This window comes from Methylobacterium sp. EM32, from assembly GCF_040593685.1.
Taxonomy (GTDB): domain Bacteria; phylum Pseudomonadota; class Alphaproteobacteria; order Rhizobiales; family Beijerinckiaceae; genus Methylobacterium.
This window is the reverse complement of record NZ_JBEXZS010000028.1, coordinates 12,215-38,652: the sequence shown is the minus strand read 5'-3', so window position 1 is coordinate 38,652 and position 26,438 is coordinate 12,215. Positions and strand designations below refer to the sequence as shown.

Sequence of the window (26,438 nt, the reverse complement as noted above, 5' to 3'; positions counted from 1 at the left end):
TGGCGGGCGGCGGGCGGACGACCCGGGTGCACGGGCCGTTCTGCTCGGACGACGAGGTCGAGCAGGTGGTGGCCCACCTCAAGCGCCAGGGCCGCCCGTCCTACCTCGACGCCGTCACGGCGGACGAGGAGGCCGAGGAGGCGGCAGCCGCCGCGCAGGACGCCCCGGTCATGGACCAGGGCAGCTTCGGCGACCCGTCGGCCGACCTCTACGACCAGGCGGTGGCGGTGGTGCTTCGCGACAAGAAGGCTTCGACCAGCTACATCCAGCGGCGGCTGCAGATCGGCTACAACCGGGCGGCCTCGCTGATGGAGCGGATGGAGCGCGAGGGCATCGTCGGCTCGGCCAACCACGCCGGCAAGCGCGAGATCCTGATCGAGCCGGCGCCCCAGCCAGGGGCCGAGGAGGCGTGAGCCGCCCCGCCGTCGCATATTCGCCACAGGGGACGGCTCTATGGCCGGACCGGCCCCCTGCGGCAAGCCAGCATCCCGGGCAGGTGCGGCGTCGGCATGCCGGCGCAGCCCCGTCCCTCCCCGTCCGCCCACACGGAGAACCCTGCCGATGAACGGCCGTCCCCGCTCCGGCCCGCTCCGCGCGGTGTCCCTCGGCGCCGCGCTCTCGGTCGCCGCCCTGCTGAGCGCGGCGCCCGCGGAGGCGCAGGTGTCGTCGTTCCTCGACGGCCTGTTCGGCCGCAAGGACCCGGCGCCCGAGGCCGTGCAGCCGGACATGGCCCCCGCTGCCCCGGGCCAGGCACCCGCAGCCGGCCAGGTTCCCGGCCCCTCCGCCAAGGCGCCCCTGCCGCCGCGCCGGCCGTCCTCCCTCGGTGGCGGCAAGAACGCCGCGCCCGAGCCCGTCGAGACCGCCGCCGTCCCGTCCGCCGGCGAGAGCCGGCCGGCCCAGCAGGTCGCCGCCGTCACGACGCCGTCGGCGGTCGATCCCGCCAACCCGGCGGCGGTGATCGAGCGCGCCAACGCCTATTTCAACGGCGTCACGACGCTGACCGGCAACTTCGTCCAGATCGGCGCCGACGGGCGCAAGATCGGCGGCAAGCTCACCCTCGCCAAGCCCGGCCGCCTGCGCTTCGACTACGACCAGCCCTCTTCCCTGGAGGTGATCGCCGACGGCACCTCGGTGGCGGTGCGCGACCGCAAGCTCGCGACGCAGGACCTCTACTTCATCTCGCAGACGCCGCTGAAATTCCTGCTTCGCGACAAGATCGACCTCGCTCGCGACCTCACGGTCACCGACGTGTCGGCCGAGCCCGGCGGCATCCGCATCGTGCTCGACGACCGCTCGACGCTCGGCGGCACCTCGCGCATCGCGCTCTACTTCGACGATGCGATGAAGACCTTGAGCCAGTGGCGGATCACCGACCCGCAGGGCTACCAGACCACCGTGCTGCTCTCCAACCTCCAGCGCGGCCGCGCCGTCGACGGCATGCTGTTCGTCATCAATTACGGCCGGGCCGTCGACAAGGAGCTCGAGGCCAAGATGCAGCAGGCCCGCCCGAACTGATTTCGCGAGTACCCGACCGTTGCGCCTCACCGTCAGCACCTGGAACATCAACTCGGTCCGCCTGCGCATCGACCTCGTGCGCCGTTTCCTCGACGAGGCGAAGCCCGACGTGCTCTGCCTCCAGGAGACCAAGTGCCCGGACGACCGCTTCCCGCTGAAGGAGCTGCAGGGCTTCGGCTATCCCCACGTCGTCTTCGCCGGGCAGAAAGGCTATAACGGCGTCGCGATCCTCTCGCGCCTGCCGCTCGTCACCCGCGAGGTGATGAGCTTCTGCGAGCGCCAGGACGCGCGCCACATCTCGGCGGTTCTCGGCCCCGAGGCCGGGCCCGCCGCCGGCATCGCGATCCACGACTTCTACGTTCCGGCGGGCGGCGACGTGCCGGACGCCAAGCTCAACGACAAGTTCGCCCACAAGCTCTCCTTCATGGACGAGCTGCGCGCCTGGGGCGGCCGGCGCCCCGCCGGCCCGGCGATCCTCGTCGGCGACCTCAACGTGGCGCCGCTGGAGCACGACGTCTGGTCGCACAAGCAGCTCCTCGACGTGGTGAGCCACACCCCGATCGAGACCGAGCGCCTGGAATCCTTGCGGGGCGAGGCCGGCTGGATCGACACGATGCGCCACCTGCGCCCGCCGCCGGAGAAGATCTATACCTGGTGGAGCTACCGCTCCCCCGACTGGGCCGCCGCCGACAAGGGACGGCGCCTCGACCACATCTGGGTCACCCCGGACCTCGCCGATACCGTCAAGGCGGTGACGGTGGCGCGGCACACCCGGGCCTGGGAGAAGCCGTCGGACCATGTGCCGGTGACGGTGGAGCTGGAGCTGTGATCATACGGTTGCAACACAGCAAGCCCTGGGTAGCCGCGATGAAACAACGCCTTGATCGATGCCTTTTTTGATATAGTTTTCTGCATGCCGTGGCAGGTCTAGATCCTAGACGAGGCCGTCATGGCGGAGCTTGACGCTTGGCCTCCGAAGGTTCGTGCTGCCCTCGACAAGATCGTCAGCAGAATCGAAGTGCTTGGGCTCGACAACCTTCGCGAGCCTCACGTCAAGCATCTGGAAGGCAAGCTCTGGGAGATGCGTCCGAGCGCTGCAGGTGACGATGGTCGTGCGCTTTATGTCACTGTCGTCGGCCAGCGGGTTGTCATCGTCGCGGCGTTCATGAAGAAAACCCAGAAGACGCCGAGACGCATGATCGAAAGGGCCCTGGAGCGCGCGAAAGGAGTACAGTGATGTCGATCCCGTTCCAGAGCGTCCGCGAGCGCTGGCACGCGGACCCCGAATATCAAGCCGCCTACGAGGAAGTCTCTCCGGCGATGGATCTAGCCTTCGCCATGGCGGAAGCCAGGCAGGCCGCCAAGCTGTCCCAGGCGGAAGTCGCCCGTCGCATCGGCACCTCGCAAGCGATGGTGGCACGTTGGGAAACTGGCAAGACCGCGCCGACCACGACCTCGCTGCGCCGTTTCGCGGAGGCGACGGGGGCTCGCCTCCGGATCGAATTCGCCTTCGAGCGGAACTGAAGGGGCGAAGCCCCGCCCCTCTGCCTCTTACCGGTCCGCCTTCTCGCCCCGCACCTCCCGGGCGACATACCCCTTCGTCACCGGCACGATCTGCCGGAACACCGCCTCGGCCATCCGCTCTTCCTCCTTGAGCGACTGGCGCAGGGTCTCGATGTCTCGGCTATGCCCCGCCTCCTCGGCGAGCGCGATGAGCGAGGTGTAGGCGGCGATCTCGTAGGTCTCGACCGAGTAGTCGGTGTAGAGGTTCTTCAGGACCTCGTCGCCCGTCACGCTGTGCACCAGCGCCGCGACGTTGCCGACCGTCTGTGTCACCACGTCCTTCAGGAGCGATCGGTCCTCGCCGTGGCCGTGCAGCAGGTCGGAGAGGCGGGTGACCTGCTGGTCGGTCTCGCTCTTGTGCAGCCGCAGGGCCTGGGTCAGCTCGGGATAGCTCTCGTAGCGCTCGATCTGGCGCTGGATCATCTGCGCCGCCTGCTTCTCCAGGGCGTGGGTGTTGCGCAGGGCGGTGACGTAGATCGACTGCACAATCTCGTTGGTGGCCGTGCCGGTCTTGTCCGCGGTCGCGGTCGTCATGGTGAACCTCTCGTGGGGGTGAGAATGGCGGGCAAACTGCTCGGGGGTATCCTGGGTTCGACCTCGGCCATTCCCGTGCGGGCGTGACGAAACCGCGCGCGGGATGATTCGGCGACGGGGAGTGGCGGGGGCGGACGGTTTCGTGTAGAGGTGCGCCACCCTCGCCCTTACACGGCGAGGTTTTTCGCCTTGGCAGACCGCGCTGGACGACATCCTGGCCCGGCCGAGCCCCGTGCGAGAAGGCGGTCCTTCGCGGCCGCGCATCCACGAAACCGTACCACCTGAAAGGACACGCGATGTCGATCACGGCGGAGCGCAAGACCGCGCTCATCAAGGAACACGCCCGCGGCGGGACCGACACCGGCTCGCCGGAGGTGCAGGTCGCGATCCTCACCGAGCGGATCCAGAACCTCACCGGGCACTTCAAGACCCACACCAAGGACAACCACTCGCGCCGCGGCCTGCTCAAGCTGGTCTCGCAGCGCCGGTCGCTCCTCGACTACCTGAAGCGCAAGGACGAGGCGCGCTACCGCGCCCTCATCGAGCGCCTCGGCATCCGCCGCTAAGGCGGGCTCACGCGGTTCGGGCACCGGCCCGGGCCGCGTTTTGCGATGAAGCCATAGGCTCCATCGCCCCGGGTGGGCCGGAATGGGTCCGGCCGCCCACTCTTCCGGGACCCGCACTGCAAGAATGCGGGCCGCGACCGCCAGGGCAGGATCGCCGGGGGCTCATCCGTCGAGCCCCTCGCCGTCTTGCGCTGGCGCCGCCCTCCCGGACCGCAGGAAGGCATGACGAACATGTTCGACGTTCAACGCGAAGAGCTGCTGTGGGGCGGGCGCAAGCTCGTGCTCGAGACCGGCAAGGTCGCCCGCCAGGCCGACGGCGCCGTGGTCGCCACCTACGGCGAGACCTCGGTGCTCGCCACCGTGGTATCGATGAAGGAGCCGAAGCCCGGCATCGACTTCCTCCCCCTCACGGTTAACTACCAGGAGCGGACCTACGCCGCCGGCCGCATCCCGGGCGGCTACTTCAAGCGCGAGGGCCGTCCCTCCGAGAAGGAGACCCTGGTCTCCCGCCTGATCGACCGGCCGATCCGCCCCCTCTTCGTCGAGGGCTGGCGCAACGACACCCAGCTCGTCGTCACGGTGCTCTCGCACGACCTCGAGACCGATCCCGACATCCTCGCCATGGTGGCGGCCTCGGCCGCGCTCACCCTCTCGGGCGTGCCGTTCATGGGCCCGATCGGCGCGGCCCGCGTCGGCTATGTCGGCGGCCAGTACAAGCTCAACCCGCCCATCCAGGAGATGGAGGGCTCGACCCTCGACCTCGTCGTCGCCGGCACCCAGGACGCCGTGCTGATGGTCGAGTCCGAGGCGAAGGAGCTGTCCGAGGACGTGATGCTCGGGGCCGTGATGTTCGGCCACAAGCACTTCCAGCCGGTCATCGAGGCGATCATCCGGCTCGCCGAGAAGGCTGCCAAGGAGCCGCGCAACTTCCAGCCCGCGGATAATTCCGAGGTCGAGAAGGCCGTGCTCGAGGTCGGCGAGGCCGATCTGCGCGAGGCTTACAAGAACACCGTCAAGCAGGAGCGCTACGCCGCCGTCGACGCCGTGAAGGCGAAGGTGATGGCGGCCCTGGCTCCCGCCGAGGGCGAGGCCCGCTTCGAGGCGGAAAAAATCAAGGCCGCCTTCAAGGAGGCCCAGTCGAAGGTGGTCCGCTGGAACATCCTCGACACCGGCTCCCGCATCGACGGCCGCGACGTGAAGACCGTCCGCCCGATCGTCTCCGAGGTCGGCGTGCTGCCCCGCACCCACGGCTCGGCCCTGTTCACCCGCGGCGAGACCCAGGCGCTGGTGGTGGCCACCCTCGGCACCGGCGACGACGAGCAGTTCATCGACGCGCTCTCGGGCACCTACAAGGAGACGTTCCTCCTCCACTACAACTTCCCGCCCTATTCGGTGGGTGAGACCGGCCGCATGGGCTCCCCGGGCCGCCGCGAGATCGGCCACGGCAAGCTCGCTTGGCGCGCCGTGCACCCGGTCCTGCCGGCCGCCCACGAGTTCCCCTACACGATCCGTGTCGTGTCGGAGATCACCGAGTCGAACGGCTCGTCCTCGATGGCCTCGGTCTGCGGCGCCTCGCTGTCGCTGATGGATGCCGGCGTGCCCCTGCGCCGTCCGGTGGCCGGCATCGCCATGGGCCTCATCCTCGAGGGTGAGCGCTACGCGGTCCTGTCCGACATCCTTGGCGACGAGGATCACCTCGGCGACATGGACTTCAAGGTGGCCGGCACGGAGGAGGGCATCACCTCGCTCCAGATGGACATCAAGATCGCCGGCATCACCGAGGAGATCATGCGGGTGGCTCTGGCCCAGGCCAAGGACGGCCGTGCCACGATCCTCGCCGAGATGTCCAAGGCCCTGACCGCCGCCCGTCCCGAGCTCGGCGAGCACGCGCCGCGCATCGAGACGATGCAGATCCCAACCGACAAGATCCGCGAAGTGATCGGCACCGGCGGCAAGGTGATCCGCGAGATCGTCGAGAAGACCGGCGCCAAGATCGACATCCAGGATACCGGCATCATCAAGATCGCCTCGGCCGACGGCAAGGCGATCAAGGCGGCCTACAACTGGATCCGCTCGATCGTGGCCGAGGCCGAGGTCGGCATGATCTACGAGGGCACTGTCGTGAAGACGATGGAGTTCGGCGCCTTCGTCAATTTCTTCGGCGCCAAGGACGGCCTCGTCCACATCTCCGAGCTCGCCGCCCAGCGTGTCGCCAAGGTCACCGACGTGGTGAAGGAGGGCGACAAGGTGAAGGTGAAGTTCTTGGGGCAGGACGATCGCGGCAAGATCCGCCTCTCGATGAAGGTCGTCGACCAGGCGACCGGCGAGGACCTGACCGAGAAGTTGAAGGCCCAGCGCGACGCCGACCGCTCGCGCGAGCGGCAGCCCCGCGCCGGCGAGTGATCGGCTAAGTCGATCGGGCGGGGACCGGACAGGTCTCCGCCCGATGAGAGATCCAAGAGCGCGGTCCTCCGGGACCGCGCTTTTTTCGTATGTAGGTGTCCGCAAGCGTCAGCGGATTGGCACTATGAGCGTTGATGGCAGATCGTGCGATTTGCTATCATTTTCTTGATTCTCCGAGGCACGCCGTCATGCCCGCCGTCACCATCCGCAACCTCTCCGACGAGGCGCACCGCGCCCTGAAGGTCCGCGCCGCTCAGCACGGGCGCAGTACGGAAGCCGAGATGCGCGACATCCTCGAAGCGGCGGTACGCCCGACGCATCGCGTCAAGCTCGGCACGTTGCTGTCCGCGATCGGCCGCGAGGCGGGCCTGACGGAGGTGGAGTTGGAGCCGTTCGACCGTCTCCGGGGCGAGACCCCGACCGCGCCGATGAGCTTCGAATGATCCTGCTCGACACCAACGTCGTGTCCGAGCCGTTGCGGCCAGCCCCTGATCCGCGCGTGCTCGCCTGGATCGACGCCCAGGCGATCGAGACCCTCTGCCTGTCGGCCATCACCGTCGCCGAACTCCGGTTCGGAATCGCCGCCCTGCCGCCGGGCAAGCGGCGAGATACGCTCCGCCGTCGCCTGGAGGCAGAGGTATTGCCCCTGTTCGAGGGCCGTATCCTGGCTTTCGACCTGGATGCCGCGCAGGCCTATGCCGATCGCATGGTGCGGGCGAGGCAGGCCGGCCGGGGCATCGCCATGGCGGATGGCTGCATCGCCGCGACGGCGGCGGCGCACGGCTTGATGGTCTCCACCCGCGACACTGGCCCTTTCGAAGCCGCCGGGTTACGCACGGTCGACCCGTGGGCGATGTCGCCGTAACGGAGCCCCCACCTTCCCGCCCGCCCCCGCCTCTGCTTCAAGGTCTGTCGCGGGCGCCGCTGATTCGCCCGCCGGGGAGGCAGCGCATGAGCGACGATCTCGTCTTCTACACCCATCCGATGTCCCGCGGCCGCATCGTCCGCTGGATGCTGGAGGAGGTCGGGGCGTCCTACCGCACCGAAATCGTCGGCTACGGTCCGACGATGAAGGAGGCGGCCTACCGGGCCATCAATCCGCTCGCCAAGGTGCCGGCCCTGACCCATCGCGGCGTCACCGTGACCGAGACGGCGGCGATCTGCGCCTACCTGGCCGATGCCTTCCCGGAAGCCGGCCTCGCTCCGGCCGCGGGTGATCCGGAGCGCGGCGCGTATTACCGCTGGCTGTTCTTCGCCGCCGGGCCGGTCGAGGCGGCGGTGACCAACAAGGCGCTCGGCGTCGAGGTCTCGGAGGAGCGCCGCCGCATGGTCGGCTACGGCAGCATGGCGGAGGTGCTCGACGCCCTCGAAGGGGCGGTCTCGGGCCGCGACTACCTCGCCGGCGGACGCTTCTCGGCCGCCGACCTCTATCTCGGCTCACACCTGATGTGGGGGATGCAGTTCGGCGGCATCGAGCGGCGCCCTCCTTACGAGGCCTATGTCGCCCGCCTCGCCGACCGCCCGGCGGCCATCCGCGCCCGGGAGATCGACGACAGGCTGATCGCCGAAGCGCAGCAGGCCTGAGCGGGCTCTTCCCCAGGGAACGTCCGGCCTCCGGCCGCGTTCGCACCGCGACGCAGCGGAATTCTTCCGCGATACCCTGACGGAGACCCCATGGCCAACGACCTGATCCACGACGTCTTCGGCGGCGAGCGCAACCTGACCACCAAGGAGCGCACCATCTCGGTCGTGCTCGGCCTCGGTCTGGCGGCCGCCGCGGCGCAGCCGCGGCCGAACAAGTTCCTGAGCCTCGCGGCCCTGGTCGCTGGCTCGCTCCTGGCGATCCGCGGCGCCACCGGCCATTGCGCCGCCAAGTCGCTGATGAACGGCAGCTCGCACGCGCCGGCGCGCGTCTGATACTTCGGCGGGGCGCCTCGGGTGCCCCGCCCTCTCGTGCGTGCGGCATGCCCGGACATTAGAAAGGCCCGCACCGGTCTCCCGGTGCGGGCCTTTCTCGTTCGAGGAAGAGCCGGCGGGTCCCGCCGGCTCACCGTGCCCTCAAAGGGCCGTGGTGCGGCGGCGGCCCTGGATGAAGCCGAAGATCGCGAGCACGATCACCGCGCCGACGACCGAGGCGATCAGGCCCGCGCCCTCGTTCGGTGGGTACCAGCCGGTGACCTGGCCCAGGAACGTCGCCACGAAAGCGCCGACGATGCCCAGAAGCGTGGTCATGATGAAGCCGCTCGGCTCATTGGTCGAGCCGGGCATGATGAACTTGGCGATGACACCGGCGACGAAGCCGATGATGATGGTCCACAGGATCGCAAGCATGGAGGCTGCCCTTCGGCTCCGCTTAAGTGAAGAGCAAACGCGCTGACCGCGCCGTGGTTGCGCCGAAACCTGCGTCCCGTGCCGCCGAGGTTTTCCCGAGGGCCCTTTACGCCGGCCCGGGTTCGGCGGCACAAGGCGCCGGAGCGCCCGTCCAAGTCCCTTCTCCGGGCCCTCCCCTCAGATCCCTCCAGGAGTTCCCGATGACCATCACGCGTTTCGAGACCGGCCCCCGGATGAGCCAGGCGGTGGTGCATAACGGCACCGTCTACCTGGCCGGCCAGGTCGCGGACGAAGTCTCGAACAACGAGGGCGTCGAGGCGCAGACCAAGGACATCCTGGCCCAGATCGACGCGCTGCTCGCCTCTGTGGGCAGCGACAAGACGAAGCTCCTCTCGGCCACGATCTACCTCGCCGACATGTCGACCTTCGCCGAGATGAACCGGGCCTGGGACGGCTGGGTGGCGGCCGGCCACACCCCGGCCCGCGCCACCGTCGAGGCCAAGCTCGCCGGCCCGCAATACCGGGTCGAGATCTCGATCATCGCCGCGACCGGAGCCTGACGATGAACCCGCTCCGGCGCCGTTTCCTTGGGGCCGCCTTGGGGGCCGCCGCCTGCCTCCTCGCCCTCGCGGCGGGGCCGGCCGGCCCCGCGGTCGCCGCGCCGGAGCGGGTCGTCAACATCTACAACTGGTCGGACTATATCGACCCCAAGATGCTCGACGCCTTCACGCGCGAGACCGGCATCAAGGTCGTCTACGACACCTACGACACCAACGAGATCCTCGAGACCAAGCTGCTCGCCGGCCGCTCGGGCTACGACATCGTGGTGCCGACCGGGCCCTTCCTGCAGCGCCTGATCAAGGTCGGCGCGTTCCAGCCCCTCGACAAGGCCAAGCTGCCGAACCTCAAGCACGCCTGGCCCGAGGTGACGGCGCGGCTCGCGGCCTACGATCCGGGCAATGCCTACGCGGTCGACTACATGTGGGGCACCACCGGCATCGGGGTGAACACTGCGCTGGTGCGCGAGCGCCTCGGTCCCAACCAGCCGCTCAACACCTGGGACATCGTCCTGCGCCCGGAGCTGATCGCCAAGCTCAAGGATTGCGGCGTCACGATGCTGGATTCGCCCGACGACATTGTTCCGAGCGTGCTCCAGGCGCTCGGCCTGAAGCCGGATTCGCGCCGGGTCGACGACCTCGACAAGGCGGGCGACGCGCTGTTCCGCATCCGCGGCGCGGTGCAGAAGTTCCACTCCTCCGAGTACATCAACCAGCTCGCCAACGGCGACGTCTGCCTGTCGGTGGGTTATTCGGGCGACGTGCTGCAGGCCCGCCGGCGCGCCCGCGAGGCGAAGAACGACGTCGACATCGCCTACTATATCCCGCAGCAGGGCGCGCTGATGTGGTTCGACGCCTTCGCGATCCCCAAGGATGCGCCACACGCGGCGGAGGCCTACGCCTTCATCGACTTCATGATGCGGCCCGAGGTGGCCGCGGCCAACACCAACTTCGTTTCCTATGCCAGCGGCAACCTGGCGGCGAAGGCCCTGGTCAAGCCCGAGATCCTGTCCGATCCCGGCATCTACCCGGACGACGCCACCTTCCGCCGGCTGTTCACCAACACCGCCTACGACGACCGCACCCAGCGGGTGGTGACCCGCCTCTGGACCCGGGCGCGTACCGGGCGCTGAAAGCCGAGCCCGGTCCTTGCGGCCCGGCCCGCCTCTCCCGGAGGCGGGCCGATCCGATCCTCTTAGTCCTTGAGGTCGTCCGGCACCTTGCCGCCGTTCTCCTCGAGCTTCTTGATGACCTGCTTGTGCAGCCAGACGTTCATCGTGGCGGAATCGCTGGTGTCGCCGCTGTAGTGCAGCTCCTGGGCGAGTTCCTTGCGGGCCGACAGGCTGCTGTCGAGGTTGAGCAGCTTCATCAGGTCGACGATCGAGGTGCGCCAGTTCAGCGGCTGGCCGGCCTTGGAGGCCAGGTCGTTGAGCACCGCTTCGACATCGACCTTGCCGTCGACCTTCGGCACGTCGCCGCCGGCGGCTCCGCCCGAACCGCCGGCCGGGGCGCTGGTGGGGGTGGTGGCGTCCGGCGTCTCCGCCTTGGCCTCGCCGCCGCCGAAGGGGTGCAGGATCTTGCTGACGATCGTCCCGAGCAGGCTCATCGTGTCATCCTCCGTCAGGGGCTTCCGAATGTGGGGGGCCGCCCGCGCATGCGGCCGGGGAGCCATGTAGGGCGCGCTCGCCCTGCGGCATCCCGGCACGGTAACGAACGGCCCCGCTCGCCGTTCCGCATCGTCTTGCGGCGCGGCGCCTGCCATTCGCGCCGTGTCGGCGCGGGGGAGGTGCGCGCCCTTGAGCGCTTCACGCGCCCGCAGGATGCGTTAAGGACATCCGCCGGCAGGAATGCCGCGAGGGGCACGGAACGGTTGGGACCGCGGAAGGCAGCATGACAGGGGATCCGATCCGCCGGGCGCTCGACGACGTCTGGTACTGCGTCGGCGAGAGCCGCAGCTTGCGGCCCGGGGGCATGCGGTCGGTCCGCCTCGGCGAGGAGGCCGTGGTGGTCGGGCGCGAGGAATCGGGCGCGCTGTTCGCCCTGCGCGACCGCTGCCCCCATCGCGGCATGGCGCTCTCGGCCGGCCGCCTCGTCGACGGCAACCTCGTCTGCCCATTCCACGGCTGGCAGTTCCGGCCCGACGGCGCCTGCGCGGCGATTCCCGCGCTCGCCCGCCGCGACGACGCCAACTTCGCCTCGGTCCGCCTCGCCCGCTTCGCCGTGGCCGAGAAGTCGGGCCTGATCTGGGTCCATGCCAGTGCGAACCCGGCGGGCGCGAGCCCGGAGACGGCGCCGCCGATCCCGGAGGTCGATTTCGACTATTGCGGCCAGCTCGTCGAGATCCTGGAGGTCGAGGCCTCGTTCGACCTCGTGGCGCTCAGCTTCGTCGATCCGGCCCACGTCGCCTACGTGCACGATTCCTGGTGGTGGCGCCCGTCGAAGACCATGAAGGAGAAGGTGAAGCACTTTGCGCCCTCGCCCTTCGGCTTCACCATGACGAGCCACACGGCGAAGACCGCCTCCCTCGCCTACCGCCTGCTCGGCTCGATCCCGGAGGTCGAGATCGAGTTCCGGTTGCCGGGGGTGCGGCTGGAGCGGATCACCGCCGGCCCGAAGCGTCTCGCCAACTACACCTTCGCTTCGCCGCTGGCGAACGGGCGCACCGCGCTCATCAACGCGATGTACTGGAACATCCCAGGCCTCAACCTGCTGAAGCCCGTCGCCCGGCCGCTGATGCGCCAGTTCCTCGGCCAGGACCGGGACGTGCTCCAGATCGCCCAGCGCGGCCTCGACCGGAAGCCCGCGATGGTGCTGATGGGCGAGAGCGACGTGCAGTCGCAATGGTATTTCAGCCTCAAGCGCGAGTTCCTGCGCGCTCGCGAGGCCGGCGCCGCCTTCGTCAACCCTTTGGAGCCGCGGGAACTGCGCTGGCGCAGCTGAGCCCGGGTGTGGGAATTCTATCTCAGGTGGCGAATCTGGCATAGAATTCTCCCGGTTGTGCCTTCGGGTGCTATCGCGACCGGCACCGTTCGGACTATCCAGGTGGAATCGCTGCCCGGAGATTCGGATGTCCGAGGACATCTTTCGCATCATCTACAAGAGTACCGCTGCGCACCCCGCGGAGGTGATGCTGGGTCAGGGTCACGTCGCGCGCCTTCTCGCGACCGCCCGGCGGCGCAACCAGGCGGCCGCGGTCTCGGGCGTGCTGGTCTATACCGGCCTCGGCTTCTTTCAGGTGCTGGAGGGACCGCGGACGGGCGTGCAACCGATCTTCGAATCGATCCTCGTCGACCGGCGCCACCACACCCTCGCGGTGATCGAGATGGACGTCGCGGCCGAGCGCCGCTTCTCCGGCTGGAGCATGGGTTTCCTGGGTACCACCCGGGAGCTGGACGACCGACTCAACGGCACCGGCCTCGGGACGGGCGGCGGTCCCGAATCGCTGGACCAGCTCCTGCGCCGGACCCTGCTGCTGCTCATCGACACCCCGATCAGCCTGCCGTGGCTCGGTGCGCGCGGGGGGATCGAGGATGGGCTCGGCGCGGCGCTGGCCCACCGGTTCTGACTGCTCGCAAGCCGTATCTTATAAAGCTTCCCCTTTCCCGGACGACTGAAGCGTCAGCGGAAGGAGATCCGGGATCCAGCGCAAGAAGTCGCGAAGCGTCTGCTTGTCCGCAACGGCTCAGCATTCAGAGCTGCTTCGCGGCACTTCTTCTGCTGGATCCCGGATCTCCTTCCACTTCGTTTCAGTCGTCCGGGAAAGGGTGTGGCGTACGAGGGGATGTCTGTGCCTCGTAGGCTCGTCGTGACGTCGTTTGCCGTGATAACCGCGTTTCGGCCCACAACTCACCCCGCCGCCAGCAACCCCACCGCCACCGCCGGCCCGCAGGTCGACGCGAAGGCGGCGGCCTCCGGAGCGAGGCGTGGCGCGATCAGGTCGGCCAGTTCCTCGGCCGGGCGCTCGAGGCGCGCCGCGAGCTGGGCGGCGACGAAGCGGCCGGCGCCGCAGATCACGAACGGCGCCGCGTCGGGCAACGCGCCGCGGGACAGGATCAGGCCGGCGGCGTCATGCAGCAGGCGCAGCTGCGCCTCGGCGAAGAAGCCGGCGAGCCGCGCCCAGTCGGCCGCTCCGCCCTCCTGGCGGTCGCGGCCGATCATCCGGGCGAGGCGGATCTCGGTCTCAGGCATCGACTTGCCCTTGAGGTCGGCGGTGTCCTGCTGGTCCTCTGCCTCCGGTAGCCGACCGAGCAGGCGATAGGCGTCGGCAGTGGTGGCGAAGCACTCGGCCATCAGTGCCGTGCGCCGGCCGCGGAACGGCACCGTCCGCGACAGGGCCAGCAGCGGCGTGCGCACCACCCCGGTATAGACCAGCTCCCCCGTCTCCAGCCGCTCGGCGTCGCTGTAGCCGAGCGCGCGGGGCTGCCCGTCCTGGATCGGGATCAGGTCGGCGGTGGTCGAGCCGATGTCGACGAGGAGCGCGTCCGGCCGCAAGCGGCCGACCAGGGCGGCGGCGGCGTGCCAGTTGGCACTGGCGACGTCGGACGCGCGGGACGATGCCGCGCCGGGCGCGACGAAGCCGGAACGTCCGGCATAGATCGCGACCTCGCCCGCCAGATGGTCCGAGGCCCAGGCGGCGAGCTGCGCCACGCCGTCGGCGCGGTCGGAAAAGCAGTCGGTCAGTTCGCCGGTCATCGTCACGGCGTGGCGGGCCGGTTCCCGGGCCCAGCCCGGCAGAGCTGCGAGGGTGGCGTCGAGGGCCGGCAGGCCGTTCCAGAGCGGGCACGGCGCCTGCACCACCGCCTGCACGCGGCCGCCCTCGATCAGCGCCGCCTTGACATGGACCCCGCCGAGGTCCCAGCCGATGACGCGAGAGAGCGAGGCGGGGGGATGGAGATGGGGCACGGTCGGATCTCGCACGGGAACGGTCGGGGCGGGGTGGCATGAGCGGGCCGGGCTTTTCAACCCGGACCGAAGTGGTGCCGGTCCTCGACCTGCGCGGCGGCGTCGTGGTGCGGGCCCGGGCCGGCGACCGGGAGCTTTACGCGCCGATCGTGACGCCGCTCAGCCCCGGCCCCGCCCCCGCCGACGTGGCGCGCGGCCTCCTCGGCGCCTGGCCGGCGCGCCGGCTCTACGTCGCCGACCTCGACGCGATCATGGACGGGACGCCGCCCGACCTCGGCGCCCTGCGGGCGATCACCGCGGCCTGCCCGGGGGTGGAGCTGTGGGTCGATGCCGGCTTTTCCACGGAAGGCGGCGTCGCTTCGTTCCTCGCCACTCGCCTCGGCCGGCCGGTGCTCGGCAGCGAGAGCCAGTCGGACGCGGCCCTGGTGCGCCGGCTCGGCGCCGCCGCGGTGCTCTCCCTCGACAGCCGCGACGGCGCGCGTCTCGGCGCGCCGGAGCTGCACGAGGACCCGTCGACTTGGCCGCCGGAGGTGATCGTGATGACCCTGTCGCGGGTCGGCAGCGGCGCGGGCCCGGACCTCGCCGGGCTCGCCGCCCTCAAGGCCCTGGCGCCGCGCACGGCCTTCTACGCCGCCGGGGGCCTGCGCGGGCCGGAGGACCTGCCGGCCCTGGCGGCGGCCGGCGCCGCCGGGGTGCTGGTCGCGAGCGCGATCCATGACGGGCGGCTGCGGGCCTGATGGCACCAAAAGAAAAGGAGGGCCCGCTGGGGCCCTCCCGATGGTGCGGTCAACGACCGAGGAAGATGGAGGCCAGTCGCTGGAACAGCCCCTGCGGCGGAGGCGGCGGAGGCGGCGGGGGAGGCGCCGCTGACTGTTCCGGACGGTTTCCTGTCTAAGCCACGTTCGCCGCGAAGGGGTGCTGGGCGGTCTTGTACTGCTGCGTGACCTCGGCGGCGGTCGGCGTGCCCTTGATGGCGCGCTGGATCGACAGCTTCGTGGCCTCGTAGTTGTACTTCTCGATCTTGGCGTCGTCGGCGGCTTCCCAGTGGATGAACACGCCGACCAGGATGTAGAGGTCGTCGGCCTCGGCGGCCGGGATGATGCCCTCGGCGACGCAATCCTGCACCGCCTTGGCGACGGCGTGCTGGGCCGGGCCGAACATCTGGACGGCCTGGCGGGCGTCGTTGATGGTGACCTTGTTGAACAGCAGGGTGTTGGGCTTGCACGGCAGGTTCGGCGCCACCACCGCGAGCAGGCTGGTGAAGCCGTGCTTGTTGTTGGTCAGGCTGTTGCAGAACGCCTGCTCGGCGGCGCTGCCGCGCGGGCCGATGATGAGGTCGATATGCGCGACCTCGTTGCCGTCACCGACGAGGGCTTCGCCCACCATCACCTTATTGATCGTCGCCATGTGGGGGGTTCTCCCAGGTGTCGATAAGGTTAACCGGCCGCCTTAATCATGCGGCTCGGCCCCGCCATCCTTGCTGTCGGCGTTCAGCCCGCGGCCGAACCGGTTCTCCGGATAGCGGCGCGACACTACAGCGCCGCTGAACCGTGAACAAGGCGGGCGGCCCGGTACAATGGTCCAGTCCGGCCGAGACGCCGGCAGACGAGCCGTATCGCGACTACGACTTATTGGCGGGTTGCATTGGTCGAGTCATCGTCCGGCGCCCTCAGGCGGGCGAGCGCGTCGAGGAACAGGGTCGCCACGGTGAGGTCGGCGCTGGTGCCGGGGTTGAGGCCCGCCTCCTTGAGGGCGGTGTCGTGGGCGAGCAGGGCCGCCCGCGCGCCCTCCCCGAGGGCGAGCCCGCGGAGGGCGGCCTCGGCCTCCGCCCGCACCCGCTCTGCGGTGGCGGGGCCGAACTTGCGGGCGATGTGGCTGTCGGGGAAGCCGGTCAGGAAGGCGAGGTGGACCGCCGTGGTGGTCCAGGGCTCGGACAGGCCCGTGGCGCGCGCCGCTGCCAGCGCCGGGAGCCCGGTGGCGAACAGGTCCTCGAACCCGGTGACGTAGGCGCGCGCGATGCGGTCGCGCGAGGCCGCCTCGCTCATGGCGGTCAGGACGGGCGGGGCGGCGTCGGTCGTCACGTCGTGGCGCTCGGCCCGGCCGAGGCCGCCGGGATTGGCGAGCCGGATCGCCGCGTAGAGGCCGGCCGCGTCCGCTTGGTCGAGGTCCGCCAGCACGCCGCCCAGCGCCTGCCGCAGCGGGCCCGGCCGTTCGGCCGCGGCGGCGAGCGGGGCGCAGAGCAGCACGATGCCGAGATTGGTGTTCTGGCCGACTCCTGTGCGGGTGGCCGCGACCGCACCCTCGATCCGCGCCCCGACCCGGGCGCCCGCCGCAGCGAGGTGGGGGGCGGAGAGGATCGCGCTCGCCTCGAAATCCGCCACGCTCATCCGGTGCCCGGCGGCGTGGACGTGGACGTTGCCGGGCTTGATCGCCGCGAGTTCGGCCCGGCAGGCGGCGAGATAGGCTTGCCCGATCGCCGGCGCGGTCAGGGGCCGCATCACGCCCCCTCGGCGACGAGGCGCGGCGCCGAGCCCGTCCGGACCGCCGCCAGGAAGCCGGCGGCGACTTCCCGGGCGATGTCGACGGAGGTCACCTGCTGCAGGCCCGACCAGGCCGGCATGCTGTTGACCTCCAGCACCTGGAAGCCGCCCTCCCCGTCCTCGACGAGGTCGATCCCCGTATAGAAGCAGCCGATCGCGGCGGCGGCCCGCTCCGCCAGCTCCGCAGCCCGGGCCGGCGGGCGCCAGGGCAGCGGCCGGCCGCCCCGGTGGACGTTGGTGACCCAGCCGTCGCCCTCCCGGATCATTCCGGCCACCGCCCGGCCAGCGCAGACGAAGACCCGGTAATCCTGGAAGGCCCCGTCGCGCCGGGCGACGTAGCGCTGGAGGTAGTAGACCCGGCCGACCAGCTCCTCCGGCGGCAGCTCCCCGGGCTCTGCGATCAGCTGCAGTCCCTCGCCCTGCGAGCCGAACAGGGGTTTCAGCACCAGCGGCCGTCCCGGCCCCGCCTCCCGGGCCACCACCTCGGCGGCGGCCTCGCGGCGCGAGAGCACGAAGGTCTCCGGCGTCGGGATGCGGTGGCGGGCGAGCAGCAGGCTCGTCATCGCCTTGTCGACCGAGCGCTCGATGGCGGCCGGTCCGTTCCACACCAATGTGCCGGCGGCCTCGAGCGCGTGCAGCACCCCGAGCCGCATCGTCGTCGCCTCGAAGGTGCCGCCCGCGATGGTGCGAAGCAGCACCCCGTCCGGCAGGTCGCCGCCGAAGCCCGGCACGCGCAGGGGCTCGGGATGCCCGGTCTCGACCGTGACGTCGGCGAGCGAGAACAGCACCGGCCTCGAGCCGAGGTCGTTGAGCGCCGCGAGGAGTTTCGCCTTGTGCCAGGCGCCGTTATCGGCCGCGAGCCCGATCCGCATGGCAGAGACCTCAGGCGAAGGAGCGCGCGACCAGCTCCGGCACCAGCCGGCCGGCCCGGTGGCTGTGGCCGGAGGTCAGCGAGGTCACCACCACCTCGGCCGGGCTGAACAGGTGCTTGTCGATGGCGTAGAAATCGCCGTTGAAGCGGGAGAAGATCTCCGCGAAGGGGGCACCGTGGTCGCGCGAGGTGGTGCTCGGCAAGGCCTCGGCGAGCGCCATGGCGTCGGAATCGTCGGCCTCGACGAAGAGCTGCACCCGCCCGCCATAGATGATCGCGTCGTTGGTGCGGCCCATCGCCTGGATGAAGTCCGGATGCGGCGGGCTCAACGGCGCCGCGCCGATCCCGTCGACGATGGCGTTCAGGTCGAACCCGACCGAGTGCGCCTTGTGCAGCGCGACCTCCAGCACCCGGGCGACCACCTGGGTCGCGCCGGCGAGGCTCTGGGTGGGAGCGTACACGAAGGTGACGTCTGCGGGCGTCACCCCGGCCGCGGCTGCGACCTTGGCGGTGACGGCGGCGGGTGGCGGGCTGCCCGATTCGAGCACCAGGGCGATCCGCGGGGCCTCGTCGCGGTAGGCCAGTTCCTCGAACAGGTGCTCGACCGCCGCCGCCGCCCGGCCAGGCCCGGAGCCGAGGGCGAAGAAGCCCGAATCTCCCTCCTCGTCGGCGAGGTTCCAGCCGGCATACTGGCTGCCGAGGCAGGCGAGCACCGGGTCGGTGCTGTGCACCGTCAGGGTGAAGGGCCAGGCGTCGAGGGGGCCGGCGGGTCCCACCGTCACGGTGCCGAGGCCGCCGAGGCAGATCTCGGCGATGCGCCGCCCGGCCTCGATCGAGCCCCGCGCCCCCGCCCCGGCATCGATCAGCCGCGCCCCGTCCGGCGCCCGCGTCACGGCGAGCCGCAACCGGGCCGCGTCGGCGGCGAGGGCCTCGACCAGGGGAGCGGCGAGCGCATTCACGCTCGGGCGGGACGGGGTGGCGGATGAACTCATTCGGTGAACTCCCTCGGGGCCGCAGGCGGGGTGGCGTTCCGCGTTTGGCCATTCAGATCGGTCGGGGTCTTCGGCCCCGTTTGGTGACGAACGAAGCGCAGGGTTCCCTCGCCACATGGATGACGGCATTCAAACAGCTTGGTTTAGATGTCTCCGAACTTGAAGGCGGGCACCTCTCCTCCCCCTTGTGGGGAGGAGCTGGAGGTGGGGGTGGTGCCGGATAGAGCTTGGTGGTGCCTCCTGCACCACCCCCACCCCTAGCCCCTCCCCACAAGGGGGAGGGGAATCGGCGCACGCTCGTCGAGCATGGAGCGCGGGCAGGCGAAAGCCAATGCGATGTCGGCCGTTCCCTCCAGCTGCGCCCGCAACGCCGCCGCCCGCGCCGCGACGGCGCGCCGGGCCGCCGCCGCATCCGCTCCCTCGGCCAGCACCGTGCAGACCGGCGCCCCCGCCGCGATGCGGCTGCCCGCCGGCGGCCGGTCCATCGTCCAGGCGGGCCAGTCGAGGGCCGGCACCGCGGGAATCTCGCTGTCGGCGTAGAGGATCTCGGTCGCGGCGGCGCCCGGCAGCTCCAGCCGGTATTCCGGCAGCCGGCCGCGCGCCGCAGCGAGGTGAGCCGCGAAGAGCGGCACCTTTCCGCGGTCGAGCACGTCCAGGGTGGCGCCGGGCCGGGGATTGATCTCGAGCAGCCACCAGGCCTCGCCCTCGACCAGGAGGTCGGCGCTGACGAGGCCGCGGAGCCCCGTGGCCGCGACCAACGCCGCGAGCGCCCGCTCGGCCGCCTCCCGCACCGGGGCCGGCAGCGGGGCCGGCCCGGCGGCGCCGGCGTAGCGGAACGGCCGGCCGGGCCCGGGTGCCGCCCATTGCTCGGTCGCCGCCAGCACCGTGACGGCGCGGCCATCCGCCAGCGCGTTGAGCGAGCGGGGCCGGCCCGGCACGCGGCGCTGGAGGTAGCTGCCCGCCGGGAGCCGCCCCGGCAGAGCCGGGCGGATATGGCCGCCGCCCGAGGCGCCGCGCCGTTTCACGAGCCAAGCATCCGGATCGGGCACCGGCGCGAGCGCGATCTCGGGGTGCGGGATGCCGAGGCGGCCGCACAGGGCGGCGAAGCGGCCCGGGTCCTTCAGCGCCGCGACGGCCTCGGGCGTCGCCCCCAGCAGCGCGTAGCGCCCGGCGAGCCGCCGCATCAGCCCCGGAGACCCCTCGAACCCTGAGCCGAGGACGAGGCCGACGGGATGGCCCGCCTCCGCTGCGAGATCGGCCAGCGCCGCCTCCACGCCCCGGCCTCCCGGCCCGGCGCCGAGGCGGCCGGGCACGCAGCGGTAGCCGGCGGCGAGCGCGCGGGTATCCTCGTCGCCGAACAGGTCGGCGACGAAGGGACGGTAGCCGGCGCGCCGCGCCGCGGCCGCGAGCGCCCGGCCGGATTGCGCCGCGATCAGGACAGCCGCGCCGGTCACGCCCCGCCCGCCCGGCGGGGCGTCGATGGTGAGCGGCGCGAGCCCAGGCGGGATCGAGCGGGCCAAGCGGGCCTCCCCGGAGCGACGACAGCGCGGTCGCCCGCCCGCTTCGTGCCGGAGGGCGACCGCCTGCTTGTAAGCCGGAGCGGCCCGGCCGGCGGCCTGTCCATTGGTGCAGTCCGCCGGCCTCGTGCTACCGCTTGGAGGAGCCGGCGGAGAACGGGTCGCGCGGCGGTGACCGCTACGGCCGGGCTCGGCGCCAGCAGGGCCGCGGGTTGGGCCGGCAGGGCAATCGCCGCCGGGGCGCCGGCGCCCCGGCCGAGGAAGCCCCGCCGGGAGAGATCACGGTAGAACGACCCATCACGATCGCACATGGCTGACGTCCCATCTCTCGAGACGTGGCCATCCGGTGAACGGCACTCTCACTGCGGCAATCGGCGAGACCGCCACCGGCCATGCGCGCATGGCCGGGCGGACCCTCAGCGGACACGCGACGATGGGCACGCCAACCCGACAAGAGCCCCGGCGGCTCTGCGCCGCGGGGAAATACGAGCAAACGGCGTGCCGGCGTCGGTTACGGCTCGCCGATCTCCGCCCCGCGGTTGCGCCCGCGGGCGACGCGGAAGGTCAGGCCCGGGTGGCGGGGACGCAAGGATTCGACCAGGGCCTCGGCCTCCGCCGCGTCGCGCGTGAGGGCGAAGCCGGTCGGTCCCCAGGAGCTCTGGCCGAAGCCGGCGATGCCGGCCGCCTCCACGTCGGCGAGCGCCGCCGCCACCGCCGCGCTGGCGTAGCGCCCGCCCTGGTGGGGGGCGAAATAGTCGCCGATCCGGCGCTGGATCCCGGTGATCCCGGCGCCGAACCGCGCCACATCCTCGGTGACCACGGCCGGCAGCACCTGCATCAGGACCGTGCGGCAGATCTCGGCGGCCTCCGGCGCGGGGAAGCGGGGCAATTCGCGGAAGGCCCGGCGCTCCTCGGCCCCGTGCACGCCGGTGCGGCCGGCATCGAGGATCAGCACCATCCGCCAGGCTTCGGGGAAGGGCAGCCGCGCGATCACCGGCGGCGGCGCCTCGCTGTCGTCGCGGCCGCCATCGACGATCAGGCCGCCGGTGACGAAGGCGGCGAGCCCTACACCGGATCGGTTGCCGCGGTCGAGGACGTCCGCGAAGGCGGCCGGCGCGAAGGGCGCGCCGTGGAGCGCGGCGAGCGCCGCCGCGACCGAGAGGGCGAGCTGCGTGCCCGAGCCGAAACCCGCATGGGCCGGGATCGCCTCCGCGAGGTGGAAGGCTCCGGTCTCCGGCACGCCGAGATGGCGGGCGGCCAAAGCCGCGTAGGTGCGCACCCGCTCGCGCTCGGCGGCGAGGCCGGGAGCCTCGGTGCTGGTGACCGACAAGGAATCGGCGCAGGCGGCGGTGAGATCGATGCCGGGCGCGTCGAGCCCGAGCCCGATGCTGCCGAAGCGCCGGCCGAGCCCGCCATGCAGGTCGAGGAAGCCGAAATGCAGCCGGGCCGGGGCGCGCACCCGCACCCTCGCCCGCGCTGGTCCCATCTCGTGCGCCAAACCGGCCTCGCTTCCTGCCCCGGATGCCTCGGTGCCCGCGTCGTCCCCGGGGCCGGACTGTCCCACACCGCCCGCCGGATGGGCAACTCGGGATCGGCGGATATCTGGCCGCCGGCCCTGGCGCGAAGCCGGACTTTCGGGGGACTTGCCTGCCCGGGCGCCCGGATGCGACCGTCCGCGATGCATGGTTGCGCGGCAGGGGCGAGCGAGGGCGGATGTCGGCCTGGATCGATGGGCGGGCGGTGGCGCAGGAGGCGGCGGTCGCGGCGGCCGCCGCGCTGCTGGCCGGGGCACGAAGCCCGGTCCTCGCCGGGCTCTGCGCCGAGGCGGCGTCCGTGCAGGCGGCGTTCGACCTCGCCCGCGCGATCGGCGCCTCGCTCGATCCCGCGGCGGGATCGGCGCTCTACGCCGATCTCGGGGCGCTGGCCTCGGGCGGCGCGATGACCACCACCCCGGCCGAGGCGCGCGGGCGGGCCGACGTCGTGCTGGCGCTCGGCGCCGCGCCCTGGGCTTCCGACGTGTTGAGCGATCTGGCGGCGGAGGGGCCTGTCCGCGGCCGCGCCGCCGGGCGGCCCCGCACGCTCCTCGCCCTGGGCGCGCCGGGGGACGGGGCCGTGCAGCACATCGCCTATCCGGCGGGCGAGGCCGGGTTGCCGGCGGCGATCGGCTTGCTGCGCGGCCTGGTCGGCGGCCGCATCGCCGGCCCCCATCCCCTCGCCGACCTCGCGGTGCGCCTGCGCGAGGCGCTCTACGGGGTGATCGTCTACGACCCCGCCGAGACCGGCGCCCTCGGGGCCGAGATGCTGACCGGCCTCGTCAAGGACCTCAACGAGATCACCCGCTGCTTCGCCCTGCCGCTGGGCGATCCGCATCAGGGCCGGGCCGTCGCCCAGGTCGCGGCCTGGAGCACCGGCCAGGGGCCGCGGACCGGCTTCGGCCGTGGTTACCCCGAGCACGATCCCTGGCGCTTCGACGCCGAGCGGCAGGCCGCCGCCGGCGAGGTCGATGCCGCGCTCTGGCTCGCCTCCCTGCCCGCTCCCCTGCCGGCCTGGACCCGCACCGTGCCGACCGTGGCGCTCCTCGGGGCGCCGAAGGGCGACGAGGCCCGGGTGGTGATCGGCGTCGGCGTGCCGGGCGAGGCCTTCGGCGCCGCCCTCTGGCACCCGCGCCGGGCGGTGATCGCCTGGCACGACGCCGGAGCGCCGCGGCCGGAGCCGGAGCCCGCCGCCGCGATCCTCGCCGACCTCCGGGCCCGGCTCGCCGCCTCTCCCGCCCCGCAGCCGGAGCGCACCCCATGCTGACCCGCATCGCCGGCGGCCGGGTGGTCGATCCGACCGCCGGGCGCGACGCCATCGGTGACGTCTGGATCGAGGATGGCCGCGTCGTCGCCGCCTCCGACCGCACGCCCGATCGCACCATCGACGCCACAGGGTGCGTCGTGATGGCGGGGGGCGTCGAGGTTCATTCGCACATCGCCGGCGGCAACGTGGTGCTGGCGCGTCTGCTGCTGCCGAAATTGGGGCTGTCCGAGCCCGGCGCGCCGAACCCGCACGGGTCGGGCCGCGATGTCGGGATGCTCTACGCCCGGATGGGCTACACCACTGCGGTCGAACCGGCGATGCCGCCGGTCAACGCGCTGGCGACCCAGCTCGAACTCGCCGAGATCCCGCTCCTCGACCGGGGCGGCCTGTGCGTGATGGGCAACGACGACCAGCTGCTCGGGCTCCTGCGCGACCGCGAGAGCCGGGACGCGGTCCGCGACCTCGTCGCTCTCAACGTCGCGACCGCGCGGGCGCTCGGCGTCAAGGTCATCAATGCCGGCGGCGCCGACGCCTTCAAGGACGGGGCGGTGCGCTTCGCCCTCGACGACGAGGTGCCGGCCTACGGGCTCACCTCGCGAAAAATCCTGAACGGGCTCCTCGACGCGGTCGAGGCGCTCAAGGTGCCCCACCCGCTTCACGTCCATTGCAGCAATCTCGGCCTGCCGGGGGCCGATGACAGCCTGATCGAGACCTTGGAAGCGGCGGAAGGCCGGCGCATCCACTTCGCCCACGCCCAGTTCTACGCCTACGCCGCCGTCGACAAGGAGAACCCGCTGACCGGCGGCTTCATGTCCGCCGCGCCGCGGATCGCCGAGGCGCTGGCGCGCCATCCCAATGCCACCCTCGATATCGGCCAGGTGGTGTTCGGCCAGACCGCGACGATCTCGCTCGACATCCTGCGCCAGTTTTCCGGCCGCAAGGCGGCGAGCCCGAGGAAATGGATCGTCAACGCGGGCGACGCCGAGGGCGGCGGCATCGTGCCGTTCCGCTACCGCGACCGCGGCCCGACCTCCTCGCTGCAATTCGCCATCGGGCTCGAGCTGATGCTGCTCTCGCCCGACCCGGAGCGCACCATCCTGACCACCGACCACCCGAATGGCGGGCCGTTCACCGCCTATCCGCGCATCCTCCACCTGCTGATGGACAAGGAGGAGCGGGACCGCGAGGTCGCCGCCCACCCCAAGGTGGCGGCCGAACGCTCCGGCCTCGCAGGCCTGGAGCGCGAATACAGCTTCGCGGAGGTGGCGCAGCTCACCCGCTCCGGTCCGGCGAAGCTGCTTGGCCTCACCGACCGCGGCCACCTGCGCCCGGGGGCGAAGGCCGATATCGCGGTCTACCGCGACCAGCCGGACCGGACCGCGATGTTCGCCCGCGCCCACCGGGTGCTCAAGGACGGCGCGGTGATCGTCGAGGACGGCGAGGTCGTCTCGGATGGTACCTCTTGGGCCCGCGGCCGCACCCTGTCCCTCGCGCTCGAGGCCGATGCCGGCATGGCGCGGCGGACCGAGGCCTATCTCCAGGGCCGCTTCGGCGCCGGGCTGTCGAGTTTTTCCGTGCCGGATGCGGCCTTCCCCGGCCGCGAGGTGTTCGAGGCGATTCCATGCCGGACCTGATCCTCCACGGCATCCGGGTCGAGGACACCTTCGCGGAGGCCTTCGACATGGCGGCGACCGCCCTCGTCCTCACCGCCGAGACGCCCGCCTGGGCGATGATCGCCGCGACCACCATGACGGGCTTCGCCACCTCGGTGATCGGCTGCGGCGCCGAGGCCGGCATCGACGCCGTGCTCGCCCCCGACGACACCCCCGACGGGCGCCCGGGCGTGCGGGTGCTGCTGTTCGGCTTCGATGCCGGCGGCCTCAAGGACCAGCTCCTGCGCCGGGTCGGGCAATGCGTGCTGACCTCGCCGGGCAGCGCCGCCTATGCGGGCATCCCCTGGGACGACCCGAACGTGGGCAAGGCGCTCAAGCTCGGCGGCGCGATCCGCTACTTCGGCGACGGCTTCGCCACCGCCAAGCGCATCGGGGGTCGGCGCTACTGGCGGACGCCGGTGATGGACGGCGAGTTCCTGTGCGAGCATTCCGTGCCGACTGTCAACGGCGCGGTCGGCGGCGGCAACCTGCTCTTTCTCGGCCGGCGCTTCGCCGACACCCTGCGGGTGGCCGAGATCGCGGTCGCGGCGGCCCGTCGCGTGCCGGACGTGATCCTGCCCTTCCCGGGCGGCGTGGTGCGCTCCGGCTCCAAGGTCGGGGCGCGCACCAAGGGCATGATGGCCTCGACCAACGACGCTTATTGCCCGACCCTCAAGGGCCGCGCCGGCTCGGCCCTGCCGCCGGAGGTCGACGTGGTGCTGGAGATCGTCATCGACGGGCTCTCGGCGGGCAGCGTGTCGGCTGCGATGCGGGCGGCGCTCCACGCCTCCACCGAGGCGGGGGCCGATCTCGGCCTCGTCGCGGTCACGGCGGGCAATTACGGCGGCAATCTCGGCCGCCACCACTTCCATCTCCGCGACCTCGTCGGGGAGGCCGCATGAGCACGCTCACTTTGCGCGAGCCGCCGCCGGAGCGCCTGGACCTCGCTGGGATCACCCCCGCCGCCCTCGCCGGCCTGTCGGAGGCGGAGGCCGCCCGGCTGCCGGTCGGCACCAGCCGCCGCGGCCTGACCCTCGGCGACTGCTTCGCGCTCCACCTCGACGGCTCGGAGGAACTGCGCATCCTCGGCGCCAGCGACCGCCTCGACCGGGTCGGGGCCGGTCTCAGCCTGGGGCGGATCGTGGTCGAGGGCGATGTCGGCCAGCGCCTCGGCGCCGGCATGACGGGCGGGACTCTCACGGTCACGGGCTCTGCCGGCCCCTTCGCCGGCACGGCGGCCACCGGCGGCACGATCCGCATCGCGGGCGACGCCGCCGATAGCGCCGGCGGCGCGGTGCACGGCGCGGCCTGCGGGCTCGACGGCGCGACCCTGGTGATCGGAGGGTGCGCTGGCGACCGCCTCGGCGATCGGATGCGGTCCGGGCTGATCGTCGCGAAGCGCGCCGGGGTGCATGCCGGCGCCCGGATGATCGCCGGCACGATCGTCGCCGACGCGCTCGGCGACCATCCCGGCTACGGCATGCGGCGCGGCACCCTGGTCGCGGCCCGCCACGGGGTGCTGCTGCCGACCTTCGTCGAGACCGGGCGGCAGGACCTCGTGGTGCTGCGGCTCCTGGCGAAATCCCTGGAGGCCGTGGCGCCGGAGGCGGCTTCGCTCCTGCGGGCGCCCCTGCGCCGCTACGGCGGCGACCTCGCGACGCTCGGCAAGGGGGAGCTGTTCGCACCGGTGGGGTGA

Annotated in this window: 30 protein-coding genes; 20 read left to right on the top strand and 10 right to left on the bottom strand. The window is 71.8% G+C overall.

Annotated elements, in window-relative coordinates:
* From ABZT49_RS04630 to ABZT49_RS04610, 5 genes are all read left to right on the top strand, one after another.
* Positions 1-413, top strand: a 413-nt coding sequence (locus tag ABZT49_RS04630) for a DNA translocase FtsK (RefSeq protein ID WP_355283651.1), incomplete at its 5' end; no start/stop codon positions are given.
* Positions 414-561: 148 nt separating this feature from the next.
* Positions 562-1,515, top strand: a complete 954-nt coding sequence (locus ABZT49_RS04625) for an outer-membrane lipoprotein carrier protein LolA (RefSeq protein ID WP_355283648.1) — start codon at positions 562-564, stop codon at positions 1,513-1,515.
* Between the two features lie 19 nt (positions 1,516-1,534).
* Complete coding sequence (gene xth, locus ABZT49_RS04620; RefSeq protein ID WP_355283645.1) at positions 1,535-2,344, top strand: exodeoxyribonuclease III; 810 nt, start codon at positions 1,535-1,537, stop codon at positions 2,342-2,344.
* Positions 2,345-2,464: 120 nt separating this feature from the next.
* Entirely contained in the window at positions 2,465-2,752 is a 288-nt protein-coding gene (locus ABZT49_RS04615) for a type II toxin-antitoxin system RelE/ParE family toxin (protein ID WP_355283642.1), read from the top strand.
* Complete coding sequence (locus tag ABZT49_RS04610; protein ID WP_355283640.1) at positions 2,752-3,039, top strand: helix-turn-helix transcriptional regulator; 288 nt, start codon at positions 2,752-2,754, stop codon at positions 3,037-3,039. Before ABZT49_RS04615 ends, ABZT49_RS04610 begins: the two co-directional genes overlap by 1 nt.
* A gap of 27 nt (positions 3,040-3,066) precedes the next feature.
* Here the strand turns inward: ABZT49_RS04610 and ABZT49_RS04605 are convergent, their stop codons facing one another.
* A complete protein-coding gene (locus ABZT49_RS04605) occupies positions 3,067-3,612 on the bottom strand; it encodes a ferritin-like domain-containing protein (RefSeq protein ID WP_355283637.1) in 546 nt (181 codons plus the stop codon).
* Positions 3,613-3,908: 296 nt separating this feature from the next.
* Between ABZT49_RS04605 and rpsO the strand changes: the two genes are divergently transcribed.
* From rpsO to ABZT49_RS04575, 6 genes are all read left to right on the top strand, one after another.
* Positions 3,909-4,178, top strand: coding sequence for a 30S ribosomal protein S15 (gene rpsO / locus ABZT49_RS04600; protein WP_048427462.1), 270 nt, complete (start codon positions 3,909-3,911; stop codon positions 4,176-4,178).
* A 231-nt stretch (positions 4,179-4,409) separates the two neighbouring features.
* On the top strand, positions 4,410-6,581 hold the full coding sequence (gene pnp / locus ABZT49_RS04595) for a polyribonucleotide nucleotidyltransferase (RefSeq protein ID WP_355283633.1): 2,172 nt from the start codon (positions 4,410-4,412) through the stop codon (positions 6,579-6,581).
* A gap of 188 nt (positions 6,582-6,769) precedes the next feature.
* Complete coding sequence (locus ABZT49_RS04590; RefSeq protein ID WP_355283630.1) at positions 6,770-7,024, top strand: FitA-like ribbon-helix-helix domain-containing protein; 255 nt, start codon at positions 6,770-6,772, stop codon at positions 7,022-7,024.
* A complete protein-coding gene (locus ABZT49_RS04585; RefSeq protein ID WP_355283628.1) occupies positions 7,021-7,446 on the top strand; it encodes a type II toxin-antitoxin system VapC family toxin in 426 nt (141 codons plus the stop codon). Before ABZT49_RS04590 ends, ABZT49_RS04585 begins: the two co-directional genes overlap by 4 nt.
* 86 nt (positions 7,447-7,532) lie before the next feature.
* Complete coding sequence (locus ABZT49_RS04580; RefSeq protein WP_355283625.1) at positions 7,533-8,165, top strand: glutathione S-transferase family protein; 633 nt, start codon at positions 7,533-7,535, stop codon at positions 8,163-8,165.
* A gap of 90 nt (positions 8,166-8,255) precedes the next feature.
* Positions 8,256-8,498 (top strand): YgaP-like transmembrane domain, encoded by a 243-nt coding sequence (locus ABZT49_RS04575; protein WP_355283622.1) that lies wholly within the window; start codon positions 8,256-8,258, stop codon positions 8,496-8,498.
* Positions 8,499-8,639: 141 nt separating this feature from the next.
* Here ABZT49_RS04575 and ABZT49_RS04570 read toward each other — a convergent pair whose 3' ends face one another.
* Positions 8,640-8,912, bottom strand: a complete 273-nt coding sequence (locus ABZT49_RS04570) for a GlsB/YeaQ/YmgE family stress response membrane protein (protein ID WP_355283619.1) — start codon at positions 8,910-8,912, stop codon at positions 8,640-8,642.
* Positions 8,913-9,112: 200 nt separating this feature from the next.
* Here ABZT49_RS04570 and ABZT49_RS04565 point away from each other — a divergent pair, with 200 nt between their 5' ends.
* Together ABZT49_RS04565 and ABZT49_RS04560 are read left to right on the top strand one after the other, a co-directional pair.
* Positions 9,113-9,472 (top strand): RidA family protein, encoded by a 360-nt coding sequence (locus tag ABZT49_RS04565; RefSeq protein WP_093570198.1) that lies wholly within the window; start codon positions 9,113-9,115, stop codon positions 9,470-9,472.
* Positions 9,473-9,474: 2 nt separating this feature from the next.
* Entirely contained in the window at positions 9,475-10,602 is a 1,128-nt protein-coding gene (locus ABZT49_RS04560; RefSeq protein WP_355283615.1) for a polyamine ABC transporter substrate-binding protein, read from the top strand.
* Positions 10,603-10,664: 62 nt separating this feature from the next.
* On the opposite strand, the gene ABZT49_RS04555 is transcribed toward ABZT49_RS04560, so the two are convergent.
* Complete coding sequence (locus ABZT49_RS04555; RefSeq protein WP_355283612.1) at positions 10,665-11,075, bottom strand: DUF3597 domain-containing protein; 411 nt, start codon at positions 11,073-11,075, stop codon at positions 10,665-10,667.
* Positions 11,076-11,359: 284 nt separating this feature from the next.
* Between ABZT49_RS04555 and ABZT49_RS04550 the strand changes: the two genes are divergently transcribed.
* Entirely contained in the window at positions 11,360-12,409 is a 1,050-nt protein-coding gene (locus ABZT49_RS04550) for an aromatic ring-hydroxylating dioxygenase subunit alpha (protein ID WP_355283610.1), read from the top strand.
* Positions 12,410-12,536: 127 nt separating this feature from the next.
* Complete coding sequence (locus tag ABZT49_RS04545; RefSeq protein ID WP_355283608.1) at positions 12,537-13,034, top strand: BLUF domain-containing protein; 498 nt, start codon at positions 12,537-12,539, stop codon at positions 13,032-13,034.
* 281 nt (positions 13,035-13,315) lie between these two features.
* Here the strand turns inward: ABZT49_RS04545 and ABZT49_RS04540 are convergent, their stop codons facing one another.
* Positions 13,316-14,371, bottom strand: coding sequence for a hydantoinase/oxoprolinase family protein (locus ABZT49_RS04540; protein WP_355283606.1), 1,056 nt, complete (start codon positions 14,369-14,371; stop codon positions 13,316-13,318).
* A gap of 38 nt (positions 14,372-14,409) precedes the next feature.
* Here ABZT49_RS04540 and ABZT49_RS04535 point away from each other — a divergent pair, with 38 nt between their 5' ends.
* Positions 14,410-15,108, top strand: a complete 699-nt coding sequence (locus ABZT49_RS04535) for a HisA/HisF-related TIM barrel protein (RefSeq protein WP_355283603.1) — start codon at positions 14,410-14,412, stop codon at positions 15,106-15,108.
* Positions 15,109-15,262: 154 nt separating this feature from the next.
* On the opposite strand, the gene fae is transcribed toward ABZT49_RS04535, so the two are convergent.
* The 6 genes from fae to ABZT49_RS04505 all read right to left on the bottom strand — a co-directional run bounded on the left by fae (position 15,263) and on the right by ABZT49_RS04505 (position 21,777).
* Positions 15,263-15,778: a formaldehyde-activating enzyme gene (gene fae / locus ABZT49_RS04530; protein WP_355283601.1), complete on the bottom strand. Its 516-nt coding sequence runs from the start codon at positions 15,776-15,778 to the stop codon at positions 15,263-15,265.
* A 221-nt stretch (positions 15,779-15,999) separates the two neighbouring features.
* Positions 16,000-16,869: a triphosphoribosyl-dephospho-CoA synthase gene (locus ABZT49_RS04525; RefSeq protein WP_355283598.1), complete on the bottom strand. Its 870-nt coding sequence runs from the start codon at positions 16,867-16,869 to the stop codon at positions 16,000-16,002.
* The gene (locus ABZT49_RS04520; RefSeq protein WP_355283595.1) at positions 16,869-17,783 is read right to left on the bottom strand and encodes a RimK family alpha-L-glutamate ligase; all 915 of its coding nucleotides are present in this window, start codon (positions 17,781-17,783) and stop codon (positions 16,869-16,871) included. Before ABZT49_RS04520 ends, ABZT49_RS04525 begins: the two co-directional genes overlap by 1 nt.
* Before the next feature lie 10 nt (positions 17,784-17,793).
* Entirely contained in the window at positions 17,794-18,774 is a 981-nt protein-coding gene (gene mch / locus ABZT49_RS04515; protein ID WP_355283592.1) for a methenyltetrahydromethanopterin cyclohydrolase, read from the bottom strand.
* 257 nt (positions 18,775-19,031) lie between these two features.
* Complete coding sequence (locus tag ABZT49_RS04510; protein WP_355283590.1) at positions 19,032-20,294, bottom strand: ATP-grasp domain-containing protein; 1,263 nt, start codon at positions 20,292-20,294, stop codon at positions 19,032-19,034.
* 508 nt (positions 20,295-20,802) lie between these two features.
* Positions 20,803-21,777, bottom strand: coding sequence for a beta-ribofuranosylaminobenzene 5'-phosphate synthase family protein (locus ABZT49_RS04505; protein ID WP_355283658.1), 975 nt, complete (start codon positions 21,775-21,777; stop codon positions 20,803-20,805).
* 227 nt (positions 21,778-22,004) lie between these two features.
* Between ABZT49_RS04505 and ABZT49_RS04500 the strand changes: the two genes are divergently transcribed.
* From ABZT49_RS04500 to ABZT49_RS04485, 4 genes are read left to right on the top strand one after another with little or no spacing between them, the layout of a single operon-like run.
* The gene (locus ABZT49_RS04500; protein WP_355283587.1) at positions 22,005-23,090 is read left to right on the top strand and encodes a formyltransferase; all 1,086 of its coding nucleotides are present in this window, start codon (positions 22,005-22,007) and stop codon (positions 23,088-23,090) included.
* Complete coding sequence (locus tag ABZT49_RS04495; protein WP_355283585.1) at positions 23,084-24,724, top strand: formylmethanofuran dehydrogenase subunit A; 1,641 nt, start codon at positions 23,084-23,086, stop codon at positions 24,722-24,724. The genes ABZT49_RS04500 and ABZT49_RS04495 overlap by 7 nt, the downstream gene beginning before the upstream one ends.
* Positions 24,712-25,644: a formylmethanofuran--tetrahydromethanopterin N-formyltransferase gene (fhcD, locus tag ABZT49_RS04490; RefSeq protein WP_355283583.1), complete on the top strand. Its 933-nt coding sequence runs from the start codon at positions 24,712-24,714 to the stop codon at positions 25,642-25,644. The genes ABZT49_RS04495 and fhcD overlap by 13 nt, the downstream gene beginning before the upstream one ends.
* The gene (locus ABZT49_RS04485) at positions 25,641-26,438 is read left to right on the top strand and encodes a formylmethanofuran dehydrogenase subunit C (protein WP_355283581.1); all 798 of its coding nucleotides are present in this window, start codon (positions 25,641-25,643) and stop codon (positions 26,436-26,438) included. The genes fhcD and ABZT49_RS04485 overlap by 4 nt, the downstream gene beginning before the upstream one ends.

What these genes read in the sequence shown, in the direction of transcription:
- ABZT49_RS04555 (WP_355283612.1), bottom strand. Translation starts at nt 11,075, where the DNA reads ATGAGCCTGCTCGGGACGATCGTCAGCAAGATCCTGCACCCCTTCGGC.
- fae (WP_355283601.1), bottom strand. Translation starts at nt 15,778, where the DNA reads ATGGCGACGATCAATAAGGTGATGGTGGGCGAAGCCCTCGTCGGTGAC.
- ABZT49_RS04505 (WP_355283658.1), bottom strand. Translation starts at nt 21,777, where the DNA reads ATGGGACCAGCGCGGGCGAGGGTGCGGGTGCGCGCCCCGGCCCGGCTG.
- ABZT49_RS04575 (WP_355283622.1), top strand. Translation starts at nt 8,256, where the DNA reads ATGGCCAACGACCTGATCCACGACGTCTTCGGCGGCGAGCGCAACCTG.
- ABZT49_RS04565 (WP_093570198.1), top strand. Translation starts at nt 9,113, where the DNA reads ATGACCATCACGCGTTTCGAGACCGGCCCCCGGATGAGCCAGGCGGTG.
- ABZT49_RS04615 (WP_355283642.1), top strand. Translation starts at nt 2,465, where the DNA reads ATGGCGGAGCTTGACGCTTGGCCTCCGAAGGTTCGTGCTGCCCTCGAC.
- ABZT49_RS04550 (WP_355283610.1), top strand. Translation starts at nt 11,360, where the DNA reads ATGACAGGGGATCCGATCCGCCGGGCGCTCGACGACGTCTGGTACTGC.
- ABZT49_RS04570 (WP_355283619.1), bottom strand. Translation starts at nt 8,912, where the DNA reads ATGCTTGCGATCCTGTGGACCATCATCATCGGCTTCGTCGCCGGTGTC.
- ABZT49_RS04485 (WP_355283581.1), top strand. Translation starts at nt 25,641, where the DNA reads ATGAGCACGCTCACTTTGCGCGAGCCGCCGCCGGAGCGCCTGGACCTC.
- rpsO (WP_048427462.1), top strand. Translation starts at nt 3,909, where the DNA reads ATGTCGATCACGGCGGAGCGCAAGACCGCGCTCATCAAGGAACACGCC.
- ABZT49_RS04500 (WP_355283587.1), top strand. Translation starts at nt 22,005, where the DNA reads ATGTCGGCCTGGATCGATGGGCGGGCGGTGGCGCAGGAGGCGGCGGTC.
- ABZT49_RS04520 (WP_355283595.1), bottom strand. Translation starts at nt 17,783, where the DNA reads ATGCGGATCGGGCTCGCGGCCGATAACGGCGCCTGGCACAAGGCGAAA.
- mch (WP_355283592.1), bottom strand. Translation starts at nt 18,774, where the DNA reads ATGAGTTCATCCGCCACCCCGTCCCGCCCGAGCGTGAATGCGCTCGCC.
- ABZT49_RS04590 (WP_355283630.1), top strand. Translation starts at nt 6,770, where the DNA reads ATGCCCGCCGTCACCATCCGCAACCTCTCCGACGAGGCGCACCGCGCC.
- ABZT49_RS04625 (WP_355283648.1), top strand. Translation starts at nt 562, where the DNA reads ATGAACGGCCGTCCCCGCTCCGGCCCGCTCCGCGCGGTGTCCCTCGGC.
- ABZT49_RS04580 (WP_355283625.1), top strand. Translation starts at nt 7,533, where the DNA reads ATGAGCGACGATCTCGTCTTCTACACCCATCCGATGTCCCGCGGCCGC.
- fhcD (WP_355283583.1), top strand. Translation starts at nt 24,712, where the DNA reads ATGCCGGACCTGATCCTCCACGGCATCCGGGTCGAGGACACCTTCGCG.
- pnp (WP_355283633.1), top strand. Translation starts at nt 4,410, where the DNA reads ATGTTCGACGTTCAACGCGAAGAGCTGCTGTGGGGCGGGCGCAAGCTC.
- ABZT49_RS04585 (WP_355283628.1), top strand. Translation starts at nt 7,021, where the DNA reads ATGATCCTGCTCGACACCAACGTCGTGTCCGAGCCGTTGCGGCCAGCC.
- ABZT49_RS04495 (WP_355283585.1), top strand. Translation starts at nt 23,084, where the DNA reads ATGCTGACCCGCATCGCCGGCGGCCGGGTGGTCGATCCGACCGCCGGG.
- ABZT49_RS04545 (WP_355283608.1), top strand. Translation starts at nt 12,537, where the DNA reads ATGTCCGAGGACATCTTTCGCATCATCTACAAGAGTACCGCTGCGCAC.
- ABZT49_RS04525 (WP_355283598.1), bottom strand. Translation starts at nt 16,869, where the DNA reads ATGCGGCCCCTGACCGCGCCGGCGATCGGGCAAGCCTATCTCGCCGCC.
- ABZT49_RS04535 (WP_355283603.1), top strand. Translation starts at nt 14,410, where the DNA reads ATGAGCGGGCCGGGCTTTTCAACCCGGACCGAAGTGGTGCCGGTCCTC.
- ABZT49_RS04560 (WP_355283615.1), top strand. Translation starts at nt 9,475, where the DNA reads ATGAACCCGCTCCGGCGCCGTTTCCTTGGGGCCGCCTTGGGGGCCGCC.
- ABZT49_RS04610 (WP_355283640.1), top strand. Translation starts at nt 2,752, where the DNA reads ATGTCGATCCCGTTCCAGAGCGTCCGCGAGCGCTGGCACGCGGACCCC.
- ABZT49_RS04605 (WP_355283637.1), bottom strand. Translation starts at nt 3,612, where the DNA reads ATGACGACCGCGACCGCGGACAAGACCGGCACGGCCACCAACGAGATT.